This is a genomic window from Moritella sp. F3 (assembly GCF_015082335.1).
Taxonomy (GTDB): Bacteria; Pseudomonadota; Gammaproteobacteria; order Enterobacterales; family Moritellaceae; genus Moritella.
The window spans coordinates 12,892-34,533 of sequence record NZ_BLRL01000024.1; the positions used below are offsets into that span (position 1 = coordinate 12,892).

Sequence of the window (21,642 nt, forward strand, 5' to 3'; positions counted from 1 at the left end):
AAGTAGATAAAGAAAGGCGCAGTAACAATGCTGCGCCTCAATTATTACGAGTTACTTCTCGTGCATATTCCAGTTACCAATGTCGTCCTCAGTACCTTCTTCACTATCTAAACCAATAGAATAAATATCAACCTGACCATTCTCACCAGGGCTGACTAATAGATATTCATTACCCCAAGGGTCTTGCGGTAAACGTTTAATATAGCCACCTGAGCGATAGTCTCTTGGCTCAGGGTCAACATCTGGCATTTCCACCAATGCATCTAAACCTTGCTCTGTTGTTGGGTAGCGACTGTTATCCAATTTGTACATATCCATCGCGTTTTCCAATGCCACGATATCTGTCACTACTTTTTGGCGATCGGCCTTTTCTTTGTTACCTAATAAGTTAGGGATAACCATTGATGCAAGCACCCCTAAGATCACAATAACGACCATGATCTCTAACAGCGTAAAACCCGATACATTCCGTTTTTTGTTATTCATAACATCCTCTAATTTAAATAAAAACCTAACCTGCAACCATCTGATTTAAAGACAAAATAGGCTGAAGAATTGCCATCACGATAAATAATACAACAAACGACATGCTCACCACCAGCAAGGGTTGAAAAATACCTAACGCAATGCTTACTTGCGATTCAAATTGTGAATCTTGGTTATCTGCGGCACGCTCTAACATTGGACCGAGTTCACCACTTTGCTCACCACTGGCGATCATATGTAACATCATAGGCGGGAATAATTTAGTTTCCGTTAATGATGCTCTTAAACTCGTTCCTTCTCGTACCCGACTTGTCGCCCCTTCTACTAACCGGCGTGCATGCATATTAGTCAAGACCTGCCCTGCAATCGACATACTTTCAAGTAAAGGCACCGCACTGGCGTTTAAAATACTCAACGTACGTGCAAAACGAGCCGTATTAATACCGCGACTCACCTTACCAATGACAGGCACAGTTAATAATCGTTCATCAAAGAACAAACGATTAGCCGGTTTTAATAATAATCGTTTCACCACAATAATCGCCAATACGATCATAATAACCAGGTACAAGCCGTAATTACTGACAAAGTCTGACAGCGCGATCAGTATCTGAGTGATTTTTGGCAACTCTTGCCCCATATGTTCAAACTGCCCCACGACTTTAGGCACGACACTGGTTAGCAATAGTGACACAACACCAATTGCAACGAGTGTTAACATCACCGGGTAGATCATGGCCTGCGTCAATTGGTTCTTCATTTTTTGACGCTGTTCGGTATAGTCTGCTAACCGGTTTAGTACCTTATCCAAATGCCCAGATTTTTCACCCGAGGCAACCATGGCACAATATAAATCATCAAAGGCATGTGGGAATTCAGCAAAGCTTTCCGCTAACGTATGGCCTTCAACAACACGACTACGCACTGCTAAAATCATATTTTGAATACGCGGCAATTCACTTTGTTCTGCAACCGCTTTTAATGATTCCTCTAGCGGTAAAGACGCGGCAATCAAGGTTGAGAGTTGACGAGTCAACAGCGCCATATCAGCAGTACTAATACCACGCTTAAAGCTAAAACCACCAGACGCCTTTTTCCGTTCTGCCTCTGCCGACATTTCAACTTCAAGGGGAGTTAAACCTTTTTCACGCAGTACATTACGCGCTTGCTTAGGACCATCGGCCTCTAAAACCCCTTTTTTCTTTTTACCTTTTTTATCCATCGCTAAATAAGAAAATGCAGGCATGCTTACCCCTCTCTTGTTACACGAAGAACTTCTTCGAGGGTAGTAACACCAGCAAGCACTTTAGCGATACCATCTTGACGAATGCTTGGTGTAAATGGGCGGATATGGCGCTCAACAATCTGTTCACCCGCACCGCTGTGGATCATGTCACGCACATCTTCATCGACAATAAGTAATTCATGAATACCGGTACGCCCACGATAACCCGTGTTGTTACAATTTTCACAACCTTTCGGGTGATAAATCGCACTGACATTGGCAACCCGATTTGATGCTAGCTGTTCAAGTTCACGCTCCGTCGGCGCTGCACTTTCTCGACACTCAGAACACAGCGTTCGCACTAATCGTTGCGCGAGCACACCGAGTACGCTTGAAGACAATAAGAAAGGTTCTAATCCCATATCACGTAAACGCGTCACCGCACCGACGGCGGTATTGGTATGTAGAGTAGATAATACTAAGTGACCCGTTAAACTTGCTTGAACTGCAATTTGTGCTGTCTCTAAATCACGTACTTCACCAATCATCACGACATCGGGATCTTGACGTAAAATAGCACGTAGTCCACGTGAAAAGGTCATATCAACTTTAGGGTTCACTTGGGTTTGCCCAATACCATCGAGCTGATACTCAATCGGGTCTTCAACCGTTAAGATATTACGGTCTTTACTGTTGATATCCGATAGTGCCGCATACAGCGTGGTACTCTTACCCGAACCCGTCGGGCCAGTAACCAAAATAATGCCGTGCGGCTTATGAATAAGTTCAGACATCTTGTTACGATTATCTAACGTCATCCCTAGGTGTTCTAATTCTAATTTAGCGTTGTTTTTATCCAGTAAACGCATTACCACACGCTCGCCAAAACTTGATGGCAAGGTAGATACACGTACGTCAACACCACGACCACCAATACGCAGCGAAATACGACCATCTTGAGGTATACGTTTTTCCGCGATATCCATTTTTGACATCACTTTAATACGTGATATTAATAATGACGCTAACTGGCGATTTGGCTTTAAGATCTCTCTTAATACCCCATCAATACGGAAACGGATTACCAGTGCCCGTTCGAAGGTTTCGACGTGAATATCTGACGCACCTTCTTTGATCGCCTCACTGAGCATGGCGTTGATCAATTTAATGATCGGCGCATCATCATCCGACTCCAGTAAATCTTCTTCAGTCGGTAACTCTTCCGCTAAGGTAAAGAAATCAACTTCATTACCAATGTCTTGCATTAGCTGTCTGGCTTCTGATGAATCACGTTGAAACACTTGCGTCAGTTTTAGCTCAAACGCCTCATCATCTAACAATACCAACTGAAACGGCTGACCTAAGTTACGGCGGACTTCTAATATAGTCGCAGGTAAAACATCCGCTTTATGGAATAACACCCAAGCAGCTTCAATTTCACTTAAGACAACACCGAATTTTTTCGCAAATGAAAAAGGCAAACGTTCACTTTCACTGACTTCTTCATATTCCAGACTACTCATCTACAAAGCCTCGCTTTGCTGCTTCTGTTCATCATCAGATTCTGCCGGTGGTCTCACATCAAACTGCACCGTTTTGTCATCTTGATCTTCCAAATACTTGCGTAGCTCCGGCGAGATCACACGTTCCTCATTAAATTTAGGTAATACGGGCACGTCGGTATTTGGCATCAATGCAACACCGTCTTCTTGTTGTAATAACTGCTCCGCACGCATCAAGCTATACTTACGGTTACTGACACCGCGAATAGAGGCGTTGTTACGAATAATCGTTGCCTTAATGAATACCATCAAGTTGCGTTTTTTAGTCGATGAAGAGGTCGATTTAAATAAATTACCAATCCACGGAATATCGCCTAGCCAAGGAACCTTAGACACACTCTCTGTCACCTGCTCATCGAGTAAGCCACCAATCACGATAGTTTGGCCACTGTCAGCTAAAATAGTGGTATTCACTTGGCGTTTAGCAAAAGTGACATCCACCGAAGTTGATCCCAGCACTTGCGATACTTCCTGCTCGATAGTTAATTGAACCGCGTCACCTTCATTAATTTGTGGTGTTACCTTTAACTTAATCCCCACTTCCTGACGCTCTACCGTTTGGAAAGGATTATCATTACCGGAACTGGCTGACGACCCAGTGATCACAGGGACTTCTTCACCAACAATGAATGACGCCTCTTGATTATCCAGCGTCATAATACTTGGTGTAGCAAGAATATTCGATTGTGAGTCATTTGCTGCCGCTTGAATAATCGCGCCAAAACTACCCGAGCTATTCATGATTCCCGCAGCCAAACCATTGATGCCACTTAATGCCGAAGCAAGTGTCGATATATCACCAGATGTTGTAGATGTTGTACTTGTTGGATTCCCCTGAGCATCGGTACCAGTTGTTGTTGTCGTCTTATCCTGAGCATCATAAATACCAGCACCAATCGCAGTGACCGGTACTTGCGTACCATTATTAAATTGGGTACCACCCGCTTCGGTTACCCATTGAATACCAAAGTTAACACCATCACCTTCTGACAGCTCAACAATAATCGCTTCAACCAGTACTTGGGCACGGCGAATATCAAGTTGATTAATCACCTGCTCTAACGTGCGCATAACATCAGGTTGTGCAGTGATTACCAAGGAGTTGGTGTCTTCATGTGGTTCGATACTTAAATTGGGTTTCGAACTCGACTTCGATTTTGAGCCCGCTGTTGATTTTCCGCCTTCAAGCGAACTGCTCACGCCCTTTAAAACATCAGAAACTTCTTTCGCATTCGCGTATTTCAGGTAAATGACACGGGTATTACCGGTACTTTCTAATTCGCTATCTAACTGCTGAATCAACGTCGCGACACGCTGACGTGCTTTTGGATCACCACTAATCACAACCGCATTCGTTCGATCATCCGCTACAATTTTAGGTTGTAAGATACTCGGAATTTTAGACTTACCATCGCCTTTGGTAAGGCTATCAATAATACGCACCATTTCACTTGCAGATGCATATTTAAGATGAATAATATCGACTTCTTGATCACCCGCTTTATCCACACGGCGGACAATTTCCACTAAGCGATTAACCACCGCAGCACGGCCTGTTAGCATCAGCACATTTGATGGTTCATAATGCACGACGTTACCGCCACCGGCATTATCATTTAGCTGACGTAATAACGGCGATAACTCACGTACAGAGACATTACGGACAGGCACAACTCGCGTAACCATCTCGTCACCCTGACCAGGGTTTTGATCATCAACAACCGGAATGCTTGATGTTTTAGCCACTTTACTTTTAATTACTTTGAGTACACCGTTATCCATCTTCACGACGGCATAACCATAAACATCGAGTACATTAAGGAAGAATTGGTAGTATTGCTCTTCGTTCAACAAATCATAACTGCGAACATTGACCTTGCCACGTACGCTTGGGTCTACAATCACGGTTTTATTTAAGTTTTTACCGACAACATTAATAAACTCATTAATATCGGTACCTTTAAAACTTGCAGAATAGTCTGCAGCCATCGCAACACCACTCAAACTCAGCAATATGCCTGAGGCCAAGCCGGTTAATTTTTTTCCAACGTTATTAAGGTTCATCTTAATCCTTAGCTACCTAAATTTATACAGCTCAAATGGCTACTCTGGCATACTTAAATAAATACTGTGTAATTGCCCATCACGTTCAACCGTCAATGACATTTCAGTCAAATCTCTAAGTTGTTTGGCGACTTCCATGGCTTGACGGGTATCAGTTAAATCATAACCATTTAACGATACGGCGAGATCATTGGCTTTCAAGCCAACTTCTTTAAATAATTCACGATTCTTACCCGGATTAACTCGATAACCGGATAATTTACCATTTTTACGCACTGGTGAAATACGCACATAATCAGTAATACTGGCTGGATTTTTTAATAAATCTTTACGAAGATTAGAAAGCTCTGTTGGTGCATTATTTGAGCTGGTGTCATAAGATTTTCGTTGACTGCTTGTGCGGCTGAACTCTTCACCATCAAGCATCAACGTTTCTAAATTACTTTGATATTCAATAATGATACGATCAGGAAACACCTGTTTTAATATCGCATTACTCGCGCCAATTTCATCATCAATCGCATATGTTTCTTGTTTACCTTTATATTCAATAATCGCTAATGCAAGACTGGGTTCACTACTCGCAACAAGACCTGCCAACCTTAAATTCAATCGTGTTTTTGGGGCGTCAATGTCCTGTACTACAGGTGCAGACTTTTGAGTTTGCTGCTTACCAAATAGATTTAAGCTACGCAGTGTATTTAACTCATAACTTTTAACTTGATTATTGCTACTATTCGAAATCGGTTGCCACGATATTGCAGAGTTTGATGATGTTGACGGCCATAACTGCCAAGTCAACAATGCCGATTGATAACAAAATACCGCCAATAATAAATAACAACAACAGGTCGCAATTTGTTTTTGTGGTAGCTTAATGATCAACTGCTTAAGCCCGTCTAAATTATCCATTTTTGTATTACCCTAATACAGCATGATTCCAAAATAAGGTTCGTTTACCAACGTCTGTGATGAATCTGATATGAATCGTAATTTAACCGAGTAATAGTAGCCCTATGGATTTACCGACACAAGCATTGATAACACAAAAGTAACAAAATCAGTCGAATACCGACTAAGACTTAAGACTTTTTAAGATCACAGGTAAATTACAGCACTAATCTATAAAGGATATATGAATTCTGATGATTCGCCACACTGATATAACAACACTTACAAATGAAACCATGATGAAAGAAATGTGAAATCCACTCACTAGTTTAGTTAATAAAATGTGTATTCCACATCAATAAAAGACTCTCTTACTGCTTTGTTTATCTGTTATAATCAAGTCGATTAGAACGTTTATTTGGACTATGGTTGCATTTATTATGTCAAAAAATACCAAACCAGATAGTAATGATGTGCGATTCGATAAATGGTTATGGGCAGCTCGGTTTTATAAGACCCGCGCCATTGCCAGAGAAATGATTCAAAGTGGTAAAATTCGCTACAATGATGAACGCACCAAGCCCAGTAAAACCGTTGAGTTGGGCGCAACAATAAAAATAAGACAAGGCTTTGATGAAAAGGAAGTGATCGTAAAGCAGCTTTCCGCACAAAGGAGAGGGGCACCAGAGGCTGCTACTTTGTATGAAGAAACACCAACCAGTGTTGAAAAGCGTGCACAAAATGATGTCGCGCGTAAACTGAATACATTATATAGCCCTCGCCCTGATAAACGTCCCGACAAGAAACAACGTCGAGATTTATTGCGGATAAAAAATCATTAACTTTAACATCGAGAACATTATGAGCCAGAAAGATTTATTACACCGTTACCTATTTGAAGATCACCAAGTTCGCGGTGAAATAGTTCAGCTAGAACAGAGTTTTATCGATATTTTAGAAAATCTAAACTATCCAAGACCAGTACAACGCCTACTGGGTGAATTACAAGTTGCGACCAGTTTATTGACTGCAACATTGAAATTTAAAGGTTCAATTACAGTGCAATTACAAGGCGATGGTCCTGTAACACTTGCTGTAATCAACGGTAACGAAGAACTTGAACTACGCGGCGTAGCTCGTTGGAACGGTTCAGTACCAGATACAGACAATGTAAAAGAGTTAATCGGCAAAGGCGTGATGGTTATAACTATCTCACCAGACAAAGGCGAACGCTATCAAGGTATCGTTGACCTAGGTGGTGATACGTTACAAGAATGCCTAGAAAAATACTTTGAACAGTCAGAGCAGTTAACAACGCGTTTATGGTTCCGCACTGGTAAAGTGGGCTATAGAAAACAAGCTGCAGGCATGATGTTACAAAAACTACCCGCGTCAGATGACAAGAAAAGTTCACACGAAGACTTTGAACACCTAGCAGCATTAACTGAAACGATTAAAGATGACGAATTATTTAATCTTGATGCTGAAGATGTGTTAGTTCGACTTTACCATCAAGAAAAAGTACGTTTATTTGACCCACAAACAGTATCATTTAAATGTGGTTGTTCACATGAACGTAGTGCTGCAGCATTACTTAATGTAGCAAAAGAAGAGCTACTTGAGATCATTGCTGAGAAAGGACAAATAGAGATGCACTGCGATTATTGCGGTTCACTTTATGCCTTCAATGCTGGTGATGTAGAAGATATACATACGCCACAAATAGGCAACCCTGTACACTAAGTTAATGCAAATTAGAGTGTATTAAATACACCGTCAAGCATAGCTCTGTATACAAAATTTAATAATAAGGGTGCCGTTAGTGCGCCCATTATTGAAATAATTAAACCCAACTTAATTTAATCTGAAACAATAAATTAAACTCTGTACCCCCAGGAGATACCAATGACAGACGTAAAAAATAATAATACAGTTATTGGCGCCACTATCGATCTTTCGGTATATGGCATCAAGGACGTTGAAGAAATCGTATATAACCCTTCTTATGAACTGCTTTTTGAAGAAGAAACGAAAGCCGGTCTTGTCGGTTATGAAAAAGGTACAGTAACTGAATCAGGTGCAGTCGCTGTTGATACTGGTATCTTCACTGGTCGTTCACCAAAAGACAAATACATTGTACGTGACGACACGACACGCGACACGGTATGGTGGTCAGATCAAGGTAAAAATGATAACAAAGCGATCAGCCAAGACGTATGGAATGATCTTAAAACGCTAGTAACACAACAACTATCAACTAAGCGCTTATTCGTGGTTGATACTTACTGTGGTGCAAATGCGAATACCCGTCTTAAAGTACGTTTCATCACAGAAGTTGCATGGCAAGCGCATTTCGTTAAAAACATGTTCATCCGTCCTAGCGAAGCAGAATTAGCAACGTACGAACCAGATTTCGTTGTAATGAATGGTGCTAAATGCACAAACCCTAACTGGGAAAAACAAGGTTTGAACTCTGAAAACTTTGTGGCATTCAATTTAACAGAAAAAATTCAACTTATTGGTGGTACTTGGTACGGCGGCGAAATGAAAAAAGGTATGTTCTCTTACATGAACTACTTATTGCCGCTGCAAGGTATTGCATCAATGCATTGTTCAGCAAACGTCAGCACTGAAGGTGAAACAGCAATCTTCTTTGGCCTTTCAGGTACCGGTAAAACAACGTTATCAACAGATCCAAAACGTCAATTAATCGGTGATGATGAACATGGCTGGGATGATGATGGCGTATTCAACTTTGAAGGCGGCTGCTACGCAAAAACAATCAAGTTAAGTGCAGAAGCTGAACCTGAAATTTTCGGCGCCATTCGTCGTGATGCATTACTTGAAAATGTAACCGTACTTGACGGCGGCGTTGTTGATTATGATGATGGCTCTAAAACAGAAAACACCCGTGTTTCTTACCCTATCGAACATATCGAAAATATCGTTAAGCCGATCTCAAAAGGCGGTCACGCGAATAAAGTAATTTTCTTAAGTGCGGATGCATTTGGTGTTTTACCGCCAGTATCTAAACTAACGCCAGAGCAAACTAAATACCATTTCCTGTCAGGCTTTACAGCTAAGTTAGCAGGTACTGAGCGTGGTATTACAGAACCGACGCCAACATTCTCAGCCTGTTTCGGCGCGGCGTTCCTTTCTCTTCACCCGACTAAATACGGTCAAGAGTTAGTAAAACGTATGGAAGCATCTGGTGCGCAAGCTTACCTAGTTAATACCGGTTGGAATGGCACTGGTAAACGTATTTCAATTAAAGATACACGTGCAATCATCGATGCAATCCTTGATGGCTCTATTGAGAAAGCGGAAAGTAAAACAATCCCTTATTTCAATCTAGAAGTACCAACTACACTACCTGGTTGTGACACTAATATCCTTGACCCACGTGATACATATGAAGATGCAAACGTATGGGAAGAGAAAGCTGTAGACCTAGCTAAACGTTTCGTGAGCAACTTCGAGAAGTTCACTGATAACGAAGAAGGCAAAGCACTACTTGCTGCTGGTCCACAACTGTAAGAGTCTATTTAAATAAGTAATTAACATTACACCTGTTTAAATAATAAAAAAATGCCAGTGTCGAGTCATCGATCTGGCATTTTTTATACCTCCAATAACGAAAATGAGCTATTCGGCCACGCTATTGCTATAATTTCCTCTCAATACCAACTAACAAGGTCACCGCATTGGCTATATCAAACTTAATCACTCGAGTCGGCTGGGAAACCTTAGATAAACGTCTAAAATTCCTCTGGAAAGAAGAAAGACCAAGAGTCACAAAAGTTGTGTCTTGGGCCGCATCTTTAGGTGATCGCAGTGAAAATGCTGACTACAAAGAAAATAAACACTTACTTCGTACTATCGACCGTGAAATTCGATTTTTAGTCAAACGTCTGGAAGTATTAGAGATCGTCGATTATCGACCACAGCAAGATGGCACTGTCTATTTTGGCGCATACGCCGAATTAGAAGATGATGACGGCGAAACGATCCAATGTCGGATTGTCGGGCGTGACGAGTTAGACCCAAAACGTAATTTTGTGACTGTTGACTCGCCAATGGCAAAGGCTCTTATCGGTAAACAAGTCGATGATGAAGCGGTCGTACACACGCCTGCAGGTACAAAAACTTGGTATATAAACAAGATCCAATACACTCCCTTTATCGGCTAATCACCAATTAAGTCATCAATCTATTCATTTTAAGGATCCAAATTGTCTAAATTAGCTACTCTTATCGCGCAAGAAATTAATGCGCACGTCCGCCAAGTTAACGCGGCAATAACCCTGCTCGATGACGGCTCAACCGTCCCTTTTATCGCTCGCTACAGAAAAGAAGCGACAGAAGGTTTAGATGATGGTCAATTAAGAACATTAGAGCAACGCCTATCTTACTTACGTGAATTAGAAGTTCGTCGTGACACCATTTTAAAAAATATCGCGGAACAAGATAAGTTGACCCCGCAATTAACAGCCTTAATCAATGCAGCAGAAACAAAGACACGTTTAGAAGATCTATACCTCCCTTTTAAAACAAAGCGCCGTACCAAAGGGCAAATAGCCATTGAAGCGGGACTAGCACCATTAGCAGACGCTTTGATTACCGAACCACGACAGCAACCATTACAATTAGCAAAGCAATTTATACACGCAGACTCTCATTTCGCAGAACCAGAGCAAGTGTTAGAAGGCGCTAAATTTATTCTGATGGAAAAAGCCAGTGTCGATGCCGAGCTTATTGCGAAGGTACGTAAACAATTACTTGCACATGCAACACTCGAATCCAAAGAAAATAAAAAATCAGCCATCGAAGACAGTAAATTTAAAGATTACTTTAGTCACAGTGAAGGGATCAGTAAAGTACCCTCACACCGAATGTTAGCCATGTTACGCGGTAAAAATGAAGGTGAGCTACAAATCGGCTTAAATGCAGATCCTGAGTTCACCGACAAAAATGCAACCAGCTATTGTGAAGTGATCATCGCTAAACACCTCGGTATTCATTATCAAAATAAACCTGCGGATGAATGGCTAAAATCTGTTGTTCACGGCAGTTGGAAACAAAAATTACTGAGTCAATTAGAAACTGAACTGATTGGTAAAATGAAAGAGTCTGCCGAAATTGAAGCAATCAAAGTATTCGCCGCCAACCTAACAGCATTGCTCATGGCCTCGCCAGCGGGACCAAAGGTAACACTCGGACTTGATCCTGGATTACGTACAGGTTCAAAAATTGCAGTCGTTGATGCAACCGGTAAATTACTCGATCACACAACCATCTATCCGCATGTACCACAAAAGCAGTGGCAGCAATCACTATCAACGCTAGCAACGTTATGCCAACGCTATAAGGTCGAGTTAGTCAGTATTGGTAACGGCACCGCCTCTCGAGAAACAGATAAATTAGTCGCGGAATTAATCACAGCTAAACCAGAACTCAAGTTACAAAAAATCATCGTCAGTGAAGCAGGTGCATCGGTATATTCAGCATCAGAATTGGCTGCTAATGAATTTCCACAACTCGATGTATCTATTCGTGGCGCTGTATCTATTGCGCGACGTTTACAAGATCCACTTGCTGAATTAGTTAAGATTGACCCTAAAGCAATTGGTGTAGGCCAATATCAACATGACGTCAACCAAACCTTATTATCCAAACAGCTCGATATCGTTATTGAAGATTGCGTAAATAAAGTGGGGGTTGATGTTAACTTAGCGTCTGCAGCCCTACTTTCACGCGTGGCTGGATTGAATAAAACAATTGCCGAAAATATCGTCCATTATCGAGATAACAATGGCCCTTTTAGCAAGCGAAATGAATTAAAAAAAGTTGCGCGTTTAGGGCCGAAAGCCTTTGAACAATGTGCAGGTTTTTTACGTATTTTGAATGCTAAAGATCCATTAGACAGCTCAGCGGTACATCCTGAGTCATACCCAGTAGTGAAAGACATCACCCAGCAAACAGGTAAAAAAATTACCGAGATCATGGGCAACAGCGAACTGCTTAAATCGCTTAATCCGCAAGATTACACCAATGCTAAATTCGGTATTCCGACTATTCGAGATATTCTGCAAGAATTAGAAAAACCAGGTCGAGATCCAAGGCCTGAATTCAAAACAGCTACGTTCAAAGAAGGCATTGAAAAGATAACAGACTTAAAGCCAGGCATGCTGCTGGAAGGTATTATCAGTAACGTCACAAACTTTGGTGCATTTGTTGATATAGGTGTTCATCAAGATGGTTTAGTGCATATATCAGCACTGACAAATCGCTTTGTTAAAGACCCGCATGAAATCGTTAAAGCAGGACAAATCGTCAAAGTAAAAGTAACCGAAATTGATGTGCCAAGAAAGCGAATTGCACTGACCATGCGTTTAGATGATGAGATAACAGCAAGTAATAATACAGGCGAAGTAAGTCGCCCTACGTCTTCAAATACGCAAGATAGAAACAGGCAAGCAAAACCTCAGCCACAGAAGAAAATGGATAGCAGAGCACCGTCATTCTCAAACAACGCTTTTGCAGATGCTTTCGCGAGCGCTAAAAAACGTTAATCAATCATATTAATTCATGTAATAAAATGGCGAACTTAGTTCGTCATTTTTTTATCTACGATTTACATGTTTTTTCATCTACGTGTTCATAAACTGCAGATAAAAAAAAGGCCGCCGAAGCGACCTTTCTATATATTGTTTAAACTAATCGAAATTAAGCGATTACTTTAGAAACAACACCAGCACCAACAGTACGGCCACCTTCACGGATAGCGAAGCGTAGACCTTCTTCCATCGCGATTGGGTTGATTAGCTCAACAACAAACTTAAGGTTGTCACCAGGCATAACCATTTCAACACCTTCTGGAAGCTCTACAGCACCAGTGATGTCAGTTGTACGGAAGTAGAACTGTGGACGGTAACCTTTAAAGAAAGGAGTGTGACGACCACCCTCTTCTTTAGAAAGTACGTATACTTCAGATTCAAACTTAGTATGTGGAGTGATTGAACCAGGCTTAGCTAGTACTTGACCACGTTCAACGTCTTCACGTTTAGTACCACGTAGAAGTGCACCAATGTTCTCACCAGCACGACCTTCGTCAAGCAGTTTACGGAACATTTCAACACCAGTACATGTAGTAGTAACAGTTTCGCGAATACCAACGATTTCTACTGAATCACCAACGTTAACGATACCTTGCTCAACACGACCAGTTACAACAGTACCACGGCCAGAGATTGAGAAAACGTCTTCGATAGGCATAATGAAAGGCATATCGATAGCACGTTCTGGATCAGGGATGTATGAATCTAGCGCTTCAGCTAGTTCAATGATCTTGTCTTCGTACTCTTTTTCGCCTTCAAGAGCTTTAAGAGCAGAACCCTGGATAACTGGTAGGTCATCACCTGGGAAATCATATTCAGAAAGAAGTTCACGAACTTCCATTTCTACTAGTTCAAGTAGTTCTTCATCATCAACCATATCACATTTGTTCATGAATACGATGATGAATGGAACGCCAACCTGACGAGAAAGTAGGATGTGCTCACGTGTTTGTGGCATAGGGCCATCAGTAGCAGCAACAACTAGGATAGCGCCGTCCATTTGAGCAGCACCAGTGATCATGTTTTTAACATAATCGGCGTGACCAGGGCAATCTACGTGTGCGTAGTGACGGTTAGGTGTATCATATTCAACGTGTGAAGTGTTGATCGTGATACCACGTTCTCTTTCTTCAGGAGCGTTATCGATTGATGCGAAATCTTTAGCTTCACCACCGTATACTTTTGCAAGTACGTTTGTGATTGCTGCTGTTAGAGTTGTTTTACCATGGTCAACGTGACCAATTGTACCTACGTTTACGTGGGTATTACTACGTACAAATTTTTCTTTAGACACGACGTGTACCTTCTTATTATCAGTTAAGCCTTTATCTTATGATAAAGACTACCAAAGTTAAACTTTATTTCGCTTCAATAATTTTGTCAGCGATGTTTTTTGGAGCTTCGTTATACTCAAGAAATTGCATTGAGTATGAAGCACGGCCCTGAGTTGCTGAACGTAGAGCGGTTGCATAACCGAACATTTCAGACAAAGGAACCTTAGCATGGATAATTTTAAGACCAGCGTGGCCATCATCCATACCATCGATCATGCCGCGACGACGGCTTACGTCACCTACAACATCACCCATCCACTCCTCAGGAGTGGTAATTTCTACTTTCATCATTGGCTCAAGCAAAGCAGGATTTGCATCCAAAGCACCTTGTCTGAAACCAAATGAAGCCGCGACCTTGAATGCCATTTCATTGGAATCAACATCGTGGAATGAACCTCCATAGAGTGTAACACGAACATCCATTATTGGATATCCTGCTAGCACACCTTGGTCCATCTGATCTTTACAACCTTTTTCAACCGCTGGGATGAATTCACTAGGAACCTCACCATCAACGATTTCATTCACAAATTCATAACCAGCACCCGCTTCAAGCGGTTCTAGTTTCAGCAGAACATGGCCATATTGACCTTTCCCGCCTAATTCGCGAATGAATTTACCTTCTGCTTTAACTGAATCACGAATTGATTCACGATATGAGACTTGAGGCTTACCAACGTTGCATTCAACGTTAAACTCACGACGCATACGGTCAACAATAATGTCCAGATGAAGTTCACCCATACCAGATATCAGTGTTTGTGCTGACTCTTCGTCAGTTTCAACACGGAACGATGGATCTTCCGCCGCTAATTTACTTAGCGCGATAGCCATCTTATCTTGATCGGCTACTGTTCTAGGCTCTACTGCAATTTGGATAACCGGTTCCGGAAAGTCCATACGCTCAAGGATAACCTTATGATTACTATCACAAAGTGTGTCACCAGTAGTAACATCCTTAAGACCAATCGCAGCAGCAATATCGCCGGCACGGATCTCTTTCAATTCTTGACGATCATTCGCATGCATTTGCACAATACGACCTAAACGTTCACGCTTCTGCTTAACAGAATTATAAACGCTATCACCAGTATTAACCACACCTGAATATACTCGCATAAATGTGAGTGTACCAACAAACGGGTCAGTGGCAATCTTAAAGGCTAATGCAGCAAACGGTGCATCGTCATCTGATGGACAAGTAATTTCATTCTCGTCAACATCAATACCATTGATATCTTTCACTTCCGTTGGGCTAGGAAGAAATTCAACCACTGCGTCAAGTACCGCTTGTACACCTTTATTTTTAAAGGCAGAACCACAAGTCGCAAGTACGATCTCGTTGTTCAGCGTGCGTTGACGTAAACCAGCTTTAATTTCTTCTTCAGATAATTCACCTTCTTCAAGGTATTTATCCATAAGCTCATCGTTAGCTTCAGCGGCAGCATCAACTAATTCTTCATGTAATTCTTCTGCACGCTCAAGTAGATCTGCAGGAATTTCGCCATAACTAAATGACATCCCTTGATCTTCGTCATTCCAGCTAATTGATTTCATCTTAATTAAATCAATTACGCCTTCAAACTCATCTTCCGAACCAATATTTAACTGGATAGGAACACAGGTTGCGCCCAAACGATTACGAATTTGGTCAATTACAGCTTCAAAATTCGCACCGGTGCGATCCATCTTATTAACGAATACAACACGTGGTACTTGATATTTATCAGCTTGACGCCAAACCGTTTCAGATTGTGGTTCAACACCTGATGCACCACAAAAAACGACAACTGCGCCATCAAGCACTCGCAAAGAACGTTCTACTTCAATCGTGAAGTCAACGTGTCCAGGAGTATCAATGATGTTGATACGATGCTGCTTAAATTGCGCATCCATACCTTTCCACATTGTTGTTGTCGCTGCAGAAGTAATGGTAATACCACGTTCCTGCTCCTGCTCCATCCAATCCATAGTGGCAGCGCCATCATGAACTTCACCAATCTTATGTGAAAGACCAGTATAGAATAAAACACGTTCTGTAGTTGTAGTTTTACCCGCATCAACGTGAGCAACAATACCAATATTACGGTAGAGCTCGATCGGAGTTGTACGTGCCACAATAAATCCCTTACTAGGAAGCCTAGACAGAAAGTAGTTGACGCAGATTAATAATCTGCGTCAAAAAATTACCAGCGATAGTGAGCAAATGCTTTATTCGCGTCAGCCATACGGTGAACGTCTTCACGTTTCTTAACCGCAGAACCTTTGTTTTCAGCAGCGTCGAATAGCTCTCCAGCTAGACGAGCAGCCATTGATTTTTCACCACGTTTACGTGCTGCTTCAACTAACCAACGCATAGCTAGTGCATTACGACGAGAAGGACGAACTTCTACTGGCACTTGGTAAGTTGAACCACCAACACGGCGAGATTTAACCTCAACCGATGGACGAACGTTGTCTAGAGCGATTTCGAAAAGCTCTAGGTGTGTTTTATCTTCGCTTTTTGTAGCGATAGTTTCTAGCGCACCATATACAATCGCTTCTGAAGTAGATTTTTTACCGTCTACCATTACGATGTTGATGAATTTTGCTAGGATTTCTGATCCGAATTTTGGATCTGCTAAAATTTCTCTTTTAGCTACGACGCGACGTCTTGGCATCTCTTATTCCTCGTTGTGCTTCAGGTATTACCCAAAACTAATAAATAGTTAACAGTTTGCTTGGCCTTACTAAACGAAGAATTATTAATTCTTAGGGCGTTTAGCACCGTATTTAGAACGACCTTTACGGCGATCACTAACACCAGCTGTATCTAACGCACCACGAACTGTATGGTAACGAACACCCGGTAAATCTTTAACACGACCGCCACGGATTAAGATAACGCTATGTTCTTGAAGGTTATGACCTTCACCGCCGATGTATGAAGTAACTTCATAACCGTTAGTTAGACGAACACGAGCTACTTTACGTAATGCCGAGTTAGGTTTTTTAGGAGTAGTAGTGTATACGCGAGTACAAACACCACGACGTTGTGGACAAGCTTCTAGAGCAGGAACGTTAGTTTTTGTAACGTTTCTTACGCGAGGCTTGCGTACTAATTGGTTAGTAGTTGCCATTTAAAATAGCTCCGTTGAGTTTTTTACGTGTGAAAAATCATCCCTAATATAGGGACGCAGAATTTTAGTCATTGCGCCTTTAGCTGTCAAGCATAAGAACAGTATTATTGAAAATAAATCAGTTTATTTACCAATAAATCGTAAATAAAGCGCTTTTACAACACTACGGGAGAAAAACTTACCCATAGTTTATAGCGCGACAATGAAAGATTCGTATAGATCAGACCCTATTAATTCCAGGTCTGAGTTTGTAGATGCACGGTAGTGAGATTAACAAATTCAGGGTAGCTAACTTGCTTACCTAAAATACACTTAAGTCCTCGTGCTTTTAAATCTTCACTCAAAGTATAAATACTTATCTGTGATGTGAGATCTTGAAGTATTTTAGCATATTTATGCTGTGATGCAGTAATAACGACAGCATCTTGGATAAAGATCACCGCATCGCCATCATTGAAATAGGCAAGGCTATCAATAAATGTATTTTTTGAGAACGGCGATGACTTAATAATATGAAGCATAGTTTTATCACCAATCAAAAATTCAAAATAATGGCATGCTGACGAATACGCTGATTAATTTCAGCTTGCGATAAACGTTCAGCATCGATAATCAACTCAGCGTCACTGATACCTCGCTCTAATAACGAATCGACGCATACATAGATGTTTTCAATATCATATAACTCAAACAGTCCAAATGTAGGCGCAAAATCACGACAAGCGATCATCTGAGGCTGTTGTCGACTTATTAACTGGTAAACACCATCACCGATAAAAAATACACTTAACGATTCCGTTAATGCAGACGTAGCAAGAATGGCATCTTGTGTTTCTCTCGCAAGGCTAGTGCCATGTGGAACTTGGCGAGTAACAAACGCGGCTCTCAACATTTTTCAACCATATTTAGATAATTAGAACTGGATAACTCGATCGGCAGTCACTATTGATTCTGCTAATTGACCTAACCCGGTTAACTGAAATGGTAACTCAAGATTAAATTGACTCTTACCTATGCGTTCAGCTTCACCCAGATCAATAACACCACGTCTTAATGCTGCACCTGAACATATATCTAAAGGAAATAGATGTTCACGAGCTAGCACTAACCAAGCATTATATAAATCGAATTCATCAGCTGCTGGAGAAGTAAGGGTCGAACCATTAAGCACGCCATCATTATAAAAAAATACCCGTTGAATAGTATGGCCTAACTCAATCGCAGATTTTACATAATGATACGCACTTAAAGCATCTTGACTACCATATGCTGGGCCAGTAACAAGCACAGCGATAGTGAAAGATTCAGACATAAATAGACCTAATTAAAGCGTGTAAGCGATAGCTTCAACTTCAACTAATACATCTTTAGGTAAACGTGCAACTTCAACACATGAACGTGCTGGTGCGTTTTCAGGGAAATAACGCGCGTACACTTCATTGAAGGTAACAAAATCATTCATGTCTTTTAGAAAGCATGTTGTTTTGATTACTGTATCTGCACTTGCGTTCGCAGCTTTAAGTACAGCCATTAGATTTTCCATTACTAATTCCGCTTGTTCTTTAACGCCGCCTTCAATAATTTCCATCGTCTCTGGTACTAATGGGATCTGCCCTGAAGTAAAAACCATATTACCAAGTTGGTTAGCTTGTGAGTACGGGCCAATTGCTGCAGGTGCATTCGTTGTAGAAATGATTTTTTTACTCATTGTAATTTCCATTATTTTATCAATGCTCCCATATTTAGAGCGAGTATATTCACTGTCTAACTGCATTATATTTAATAACAGGCGCAATAAGCAAATTTAGAACTACGATTAGTTTAAACTTTATAGATTTTTTTACATGAAATTAATTTGATTAGTGCTTTCTGTGGTTTTTAATTTAGGCTAAAATTAGCCATTATGTTTAGCGGACTAGAGGGTTGACGAATGTTTATATCATTAAGACAGGTAAACCTCTCCCTATTCATGCAAACTTGTAAGGCCTCATACCTATTTATATGAGGCTTTTTTTTGGCATAATTCTGATCATCAGGGCACTAAAATGGTAAATCCGTTATTTAGAAAGCATATAGTATCTATCAATGATATCTCACGTAATGAGCTAGAACTTATTGTTAAAACTGCGGCAAAACTAAAACAGCAGCCACAACCTGAGCTTTTAAAACACAAAGTGATTGCGAGTTGCTTTTTTGAAGCATCTACGCGTACGCGTTTATCATTCGAAACCGCGATTCAGCGCTTAGGCGGCACTGTTATTGGTTTTGACAATGCCGGTAACACATCTCTTGCTAAAAAAGGCGAAACCCTGGCTGATTCTATTAGTGTGATTTCAAGCTATGCAGATGCTTTTGTAATGCGTCACCCGCAAGAAGGCGCTGCAAGGTTAGCATCAGAATTCTCCAATGTACCAGTGATTAACGGGGGGGATGGTTCTAACCAACATCCGACACAAACCTTGTTAGATCTATTTTCTATCTACGAAACACAAGGCCGTTTAGATAATTTAAATATCGCTTTGGTCGGTGATTTAAAATACGGTCGAACCGTACACTCTTTAGCGCAAGCACTCGCTAAATTCGACGGTTGTAAATTCCATTTTATCGCACCAGATGCACTCGCTATGCCTGAGTATATTTGTGATGAACTAGATGAACAGAATGTGAGTTATGAAACATACGCGTCGATAGAAGAAGTTGTGCCTGAAATTGATGTGTTATACATGACTCGCGTTCAAAAAGAACGATTTGATGAAACTGAATATCAGCACATGAAAGCAGGTTTTATTTTATCAGCAAGTTCATTAGAACACGCAAAACCAAACCTGAAAGTTTTACACCCATTACCACGTGTCGATGAGATCACAACTGATGTAGATAAAACGCCTTACGCTTATTATTTCCAACAAGCAGAAAACGGGGTCTACGCACGTGAAGCGTTACTTGCATTAGTGCTAAATGAAACAATCGGAGAATAAAATGAAACATAATCACATGCAGGTAGAAGCGATTTGTAATGGTTACGTTATTGATCATATTCCATCAGGTCAAGGCGTAAAAATATTAAAACTATTTAGTCTTACTGATACTAAACAGCGTGTTACTGTTGGTTTCAATTTACCAACTCATGACGGTGGTGCTAAAGATCTAATAAAAGTAGAAAATACTGAGATCACCAAGTCACAAGCAAATCAATTAGCACTGCTTGCGCCGAATGCAACAATCAACATAATTGAAAACTTTAAAGTAACAGATAAGCACTCATTGACGTTACCAAGTGAAGTTGAAAATGTATTCCCGTGCCCTAATTCCAACTGCATCACACACGGTGAACCAGTTATCTCTTCTTTTTCAATTAAGAAAAGCAAAGGTAACATTGGCTTAAAATGTAAATATTGTGAGAAAACATTCTCAAAAGATATTGTCACCGAACAAGTCTAATCACCGCGATAGAGAGTTAATTGCATGGCTCTCTATCGCCATCTGTAATTGAGTTATTTATCTTCTACGTTAAAACACGCTTCTAGTTCAGCTTTTATTTCAGCAAAACCTTTTTCTCTTAACAGCTCAATATTGCGCTCTGGTATCTCCTCTGGATTTGGAAATACTCTTAATACACGTGCCATTTCATCTTCACGAATAATATGCAATATTGGATAAGGTGAGCGGTTAGTAAAGTTAGCAGCGTCTTTAATGCCAGAATCATCAAAGCGATACTTTGGATGCATGTGTGCTAATTGATAGATCCCTTCATAATCCTGCATTTCTAATAAATCATTTGCATAATCAATTAAATCGAGGAAATCATCAAAGCTCTCACTGAGTTTCGGTATAACCACGAGAGTTGTAGCAATATCTTTATTCGTATCTAAATGGATGAATTCAGCATTAACCTGTTCTAATATCTCAGTTAAATCGCTCGTATCAAGCACTGCACAGTGAATCGTTTTACGCTCTAACTCTTTTTTAGCAAAAGGACAGATATTATATTTTACAATAATATCTTTTACCCATTTTAGCGTCTGTAATTTAATTATTTCATGGTTATCAGTCATATTCGTATCCTAAATATTCAAACTTGATGTGTTAACCACAAAATACCGTGATTAAATTTAGATCATAAACTGGTGAGAGAAATTGTAGCTTAATGGCTAGTGAATTTCAGGTATAAAAAAAGCCGATATCAATGATATCGGCTTTTTTCGTTCAAGACAGCGTCTTGAATCTAATTTAGCGTTTGGCGATGCCCTACTCTCACATGGGGAAGCCCCACACTACCATCGGCGTTATTACGTTTCACTACTGAGTTCGGAATGGAATCAGGTGGTACCGCAACACTATGGT

21 protein-coding genes and 1 rRNA gene are annotated in these 21,642 nt (G+C 40.7%); 7 read left to right on the forward strand and 15 right to left on the reverse strand.

From position 1 onward, the window contains the following. Positions 1–51: 51 nt before the first annotated feature. Genes gspG through gspC form a run of 5 tightly spaced genes read right to left on the reverse strand, consistent with a single transcriptional unit; the run spans position 52 to position 6,249 of the window. Positions 52–486, reverse strand: coding sequence for a type II secretion system major pseudopilin GspG (gspG, locus tag JFU56_RS21935; protein WP_198439348.1), 435 nt, complete (start codon positions 484–486; stop codon positions 52–54). Positions 487–511: 25 nt separating this feature from the next. After that, positions 512–1,732: a type II secretion system inner membrane protein GspF gene (gene gspF / locus JFU56_RS21940; protein ID WP_198439349.1), complete on the reverse strand. Its 1,221-nt coding sequence runs from the start codon at positions 1,730–1,732 to the stop codon at positions 512–514. Positions 1,733–1,734: 2 nt separating this feature from the next. Beyond that, entirely contained in the window at positions 1,735–3,234 is a 1,500-nt protein-coding gene (gene gspE, locus JFU56_RS21945; RefSeq protein WP_198439350.1) for a type II secretion system ATPase GspE, read from the reverse strand. Next, positions 3,235–5,337 (reverse strand): type II secretion system secretin GspD, encoded by a 2,103-nt coding sequence (gene gspD / locus JFU56_RS21950; protein WP_198439351.1) that lies wholly within the window; start codon positions 5,335–5,337, stop codon positions 3,235–3,237. 39 nt (positions 5,338–5,376) lie between these two features. Then, on the reverse strand, positions 5,377–6,249 hold the full coding sequence (gspC, locus tag JFU56_RS21955; protein ID WP_198439352.1) for a type II secretion system protein GspC: 873 nt from the start codon (positions 6,247–6,249) through the stop codon (positions 5,377–5,379). A 404-nt stretch (positions 6,250–6,653) separates the two neighbouring features. On the opposite strand from gspC, the gene hslR reads away from it, so the two are divergent. From hslR to JFU56_RS21980, 5 genes are all read left to right on the forward strand, one after another. Then, positions 6,654–7,070 carry a ribosome-associated heat shock protein Hsp15 gene (gene hslR, locus JFU56_RS21960; protein WP_198439353.1) on the forward strand — a complete coding sequence of 139 codons (417 nt, stop codon included), beginning with the start codon at positions 6,654–6,656 and terminating at the stop codon, positions 7,068–7,070. Between the two features lie 19 nt (positions 7,071–7,089). Further along, entirely contained in the window at positions 7,090–7,971 is an 882-nt protein-coding gene (gene hslO, locus JFU56_RS21965; RefSeq protein ID WP_198439354.1) for an Hsp33 family molecular chaperone HslO, read from the forward strand. Between the two features lie 162 nt (positions 7,972–8,133). Continuing rightward, the gene (gene pckA, locus JFU56_RS21970; RefSeq protein WP_198439355.1) at positions 8,134–9,765 is read left to right on the forward strand and encodes a phosphoenolpyruvate carboxykinase (ATP); all 1,632 of its coding nucleotides are present in this window, start codon (positions 8,134–8,136) and stop codon (positions 9,763–9,765) included. Between the two features lie 167 nt (positions 9,766–9,932). Further along, complete coding sequence (greB, locus tag JFU56_RS21975; RefSeq protein WP_198439356.1) at positions 9,933–10,418, forward strand: transcription elongation factor GreB; 486 nt, start codon at positions 9,933–9,935, stop codon at positions 10,416–10,418. Positions 10,419–10,460: 42 nt separating this feature from the next. Then, positions 10,461–12,800, forward strand: a complete 2,340-nt coding sequence (locus JFU56_RS21980; protein ID WP_198439357.1) for a Tex family protein — start codon at positions 10,461–10,463, stop codon at positions 12,798–12,800. Positions 12,801–12,954: 154 nt separating this feature from the next. Here JFU56_RS21980 and tuf read toward each other — a convergent pair whose 3' ends face one another. From tuf to JFU56_RS22020, 8 genes are all read right to left on the reverse strand, one after another. Continuing rightward, positions 12,955–14,139, reverse strand: coding sequence for an elongation factor Tu (gene tuf / locus JFU56_RS21985; RefSeq protein WP_198439358.1), 1,185 nt, complete (start codon positions 14,137–14,139; stop codon positions 12,955–12,957). Between the two features lie 64 nt (positions 14,140–14,203). After that, on the reverse strand, positions 14,204–16,297 hold the full coding sequence (gene fusA, locus JFU56_RS21990; RefSeq protein WP_198439359.1) for an elongation factor G: 2,094 nt from the start codon (positions 16,295–16,297) through the stop codon (positions 14,204–14,206). 68 nt (positions 16,298–16,365) lie between these two features. Next, positions 16,366–16,839, reverse strand: a complete 474-nt coding sequence (gene rpsG / locus JFU56_RS21995) for a 30S ribosomal protein S7 (protein WP_019443186.1) — start codon at positions 16,837–16,839, stop codon at positions 16,366–16,368. Positions 16,840–16,923: 84 nt separating this feature from the next. Beyond that, positions 16,924–17,298, reverse strand: coding sequence for a 30S ribosomal protein S12 (rpsL, locus tag JFU56_RS22000; protein WP_019443185.1), 375 nt, complete (start codon positions 17,296–17,298; stop codon positions 16,924–16,926). Between the two features lie 230 nt (positions 17,299–17,528). Continuing rightward, a complete protein-coding gene (tusB, locus tag JFU56_RS22005) occupies positions 17,529–17,819 on the reverse strand; it encodes a sulfurtransferase complex subunit TusB (RefSeq protein ID WP_198439360.1) in 291 nt (96 codons plus the stop codon). A gap of 14 nt (positions 17,820–17,833) precedes the next feature. Next, complete coding sequence (tusC, locus tag JFU56_RS22010) at positions 17,834–18,190, reverse strand: sulfurtransferase complex subunit TusC (RefSeq protein ID WP_198439361.1); 357 nt, start codon at positions 18,188–18,190, stop codon at positions 17,834–17,836. Positions 18,191–18,211: 21 nt separating this feature from the next. Further along, positions 18,212–18,610, reverse strand: a complete 399-nt coding sequence (gene tusD / locus JFU56_RS22015; protein ID WP_198439362.1) for a sulfurtransferase complex subunit TusD — start codon at positions 18,608–18,610, stop codon at positions 18,212–18,214. Between the two features lie 12 nt (positions 18,611–18,622). Further along, positions 18,623–19,006 (reverse strand): RidA family protein, encoded by a 384-nt coding sequence (locus JFU56_RS22020; protein ID WP_017223611.1) that lies wholly within the window; start codon positions 19,004–19,006, stop codon positions 18,623–18,625. Between the two features lie 337 nt (positions 19,007–19,343). On the opposite strand from JFU56_RS22020, the gene pyrB reads away from it, so the two are divergent. Continuing rightward, the gene (pyrB, locus tag JFU56_RS22025) at positions 19,344–20,276 is read left to right on the forward strand and encodes an aspartate carbamoyltransferase (protein WP_198439363.1); all 933 of its coding nucleotides are present in this window, start codon (positions 19,344–19,346) and stop codon (positions 20,274–20,276) included. A 1-nt stretch (position 20,277) separates the two neighbouring features. Continuing rightward, positions 20,278–20,739, forward strand: coding sequence for an aspartate carbamoyltransferase regulatory subunit (gene pyrI, locus JFU56_RS22030; protein ID WP_198439364.1), 462 nt, complete (start codon positions 20,278–20,280; stop codon positions 20,737–20,739). A 53-nt stretch (positions 20,740–20,792) separates the two neighbouring features. On the opposite strand, the gene JFU56_RS22035 is transcribed toward pyrI, so the two are convergent. Both JFU56_RS22035 and rrf read right to left on the reverse strand, forming a co-directional pair. Further along, entirely contained in the window at positions 20,793–21,353 is a 561-nt protein-coding gene (locus JFU56_RS22035; protein ID WP_198439365.1) for a DUF1415 domain-containing protein, read from the reverse strand. A 180-nt stretch (positions 21,354–21,533) separates the two neighbouring features. Beyond that, a 5S ribosomal RNA gene (gene rrf / locus JFU56_RS22040) occupies positions 21,534–21,642 on the reverse strand; the annotation flags it as partial.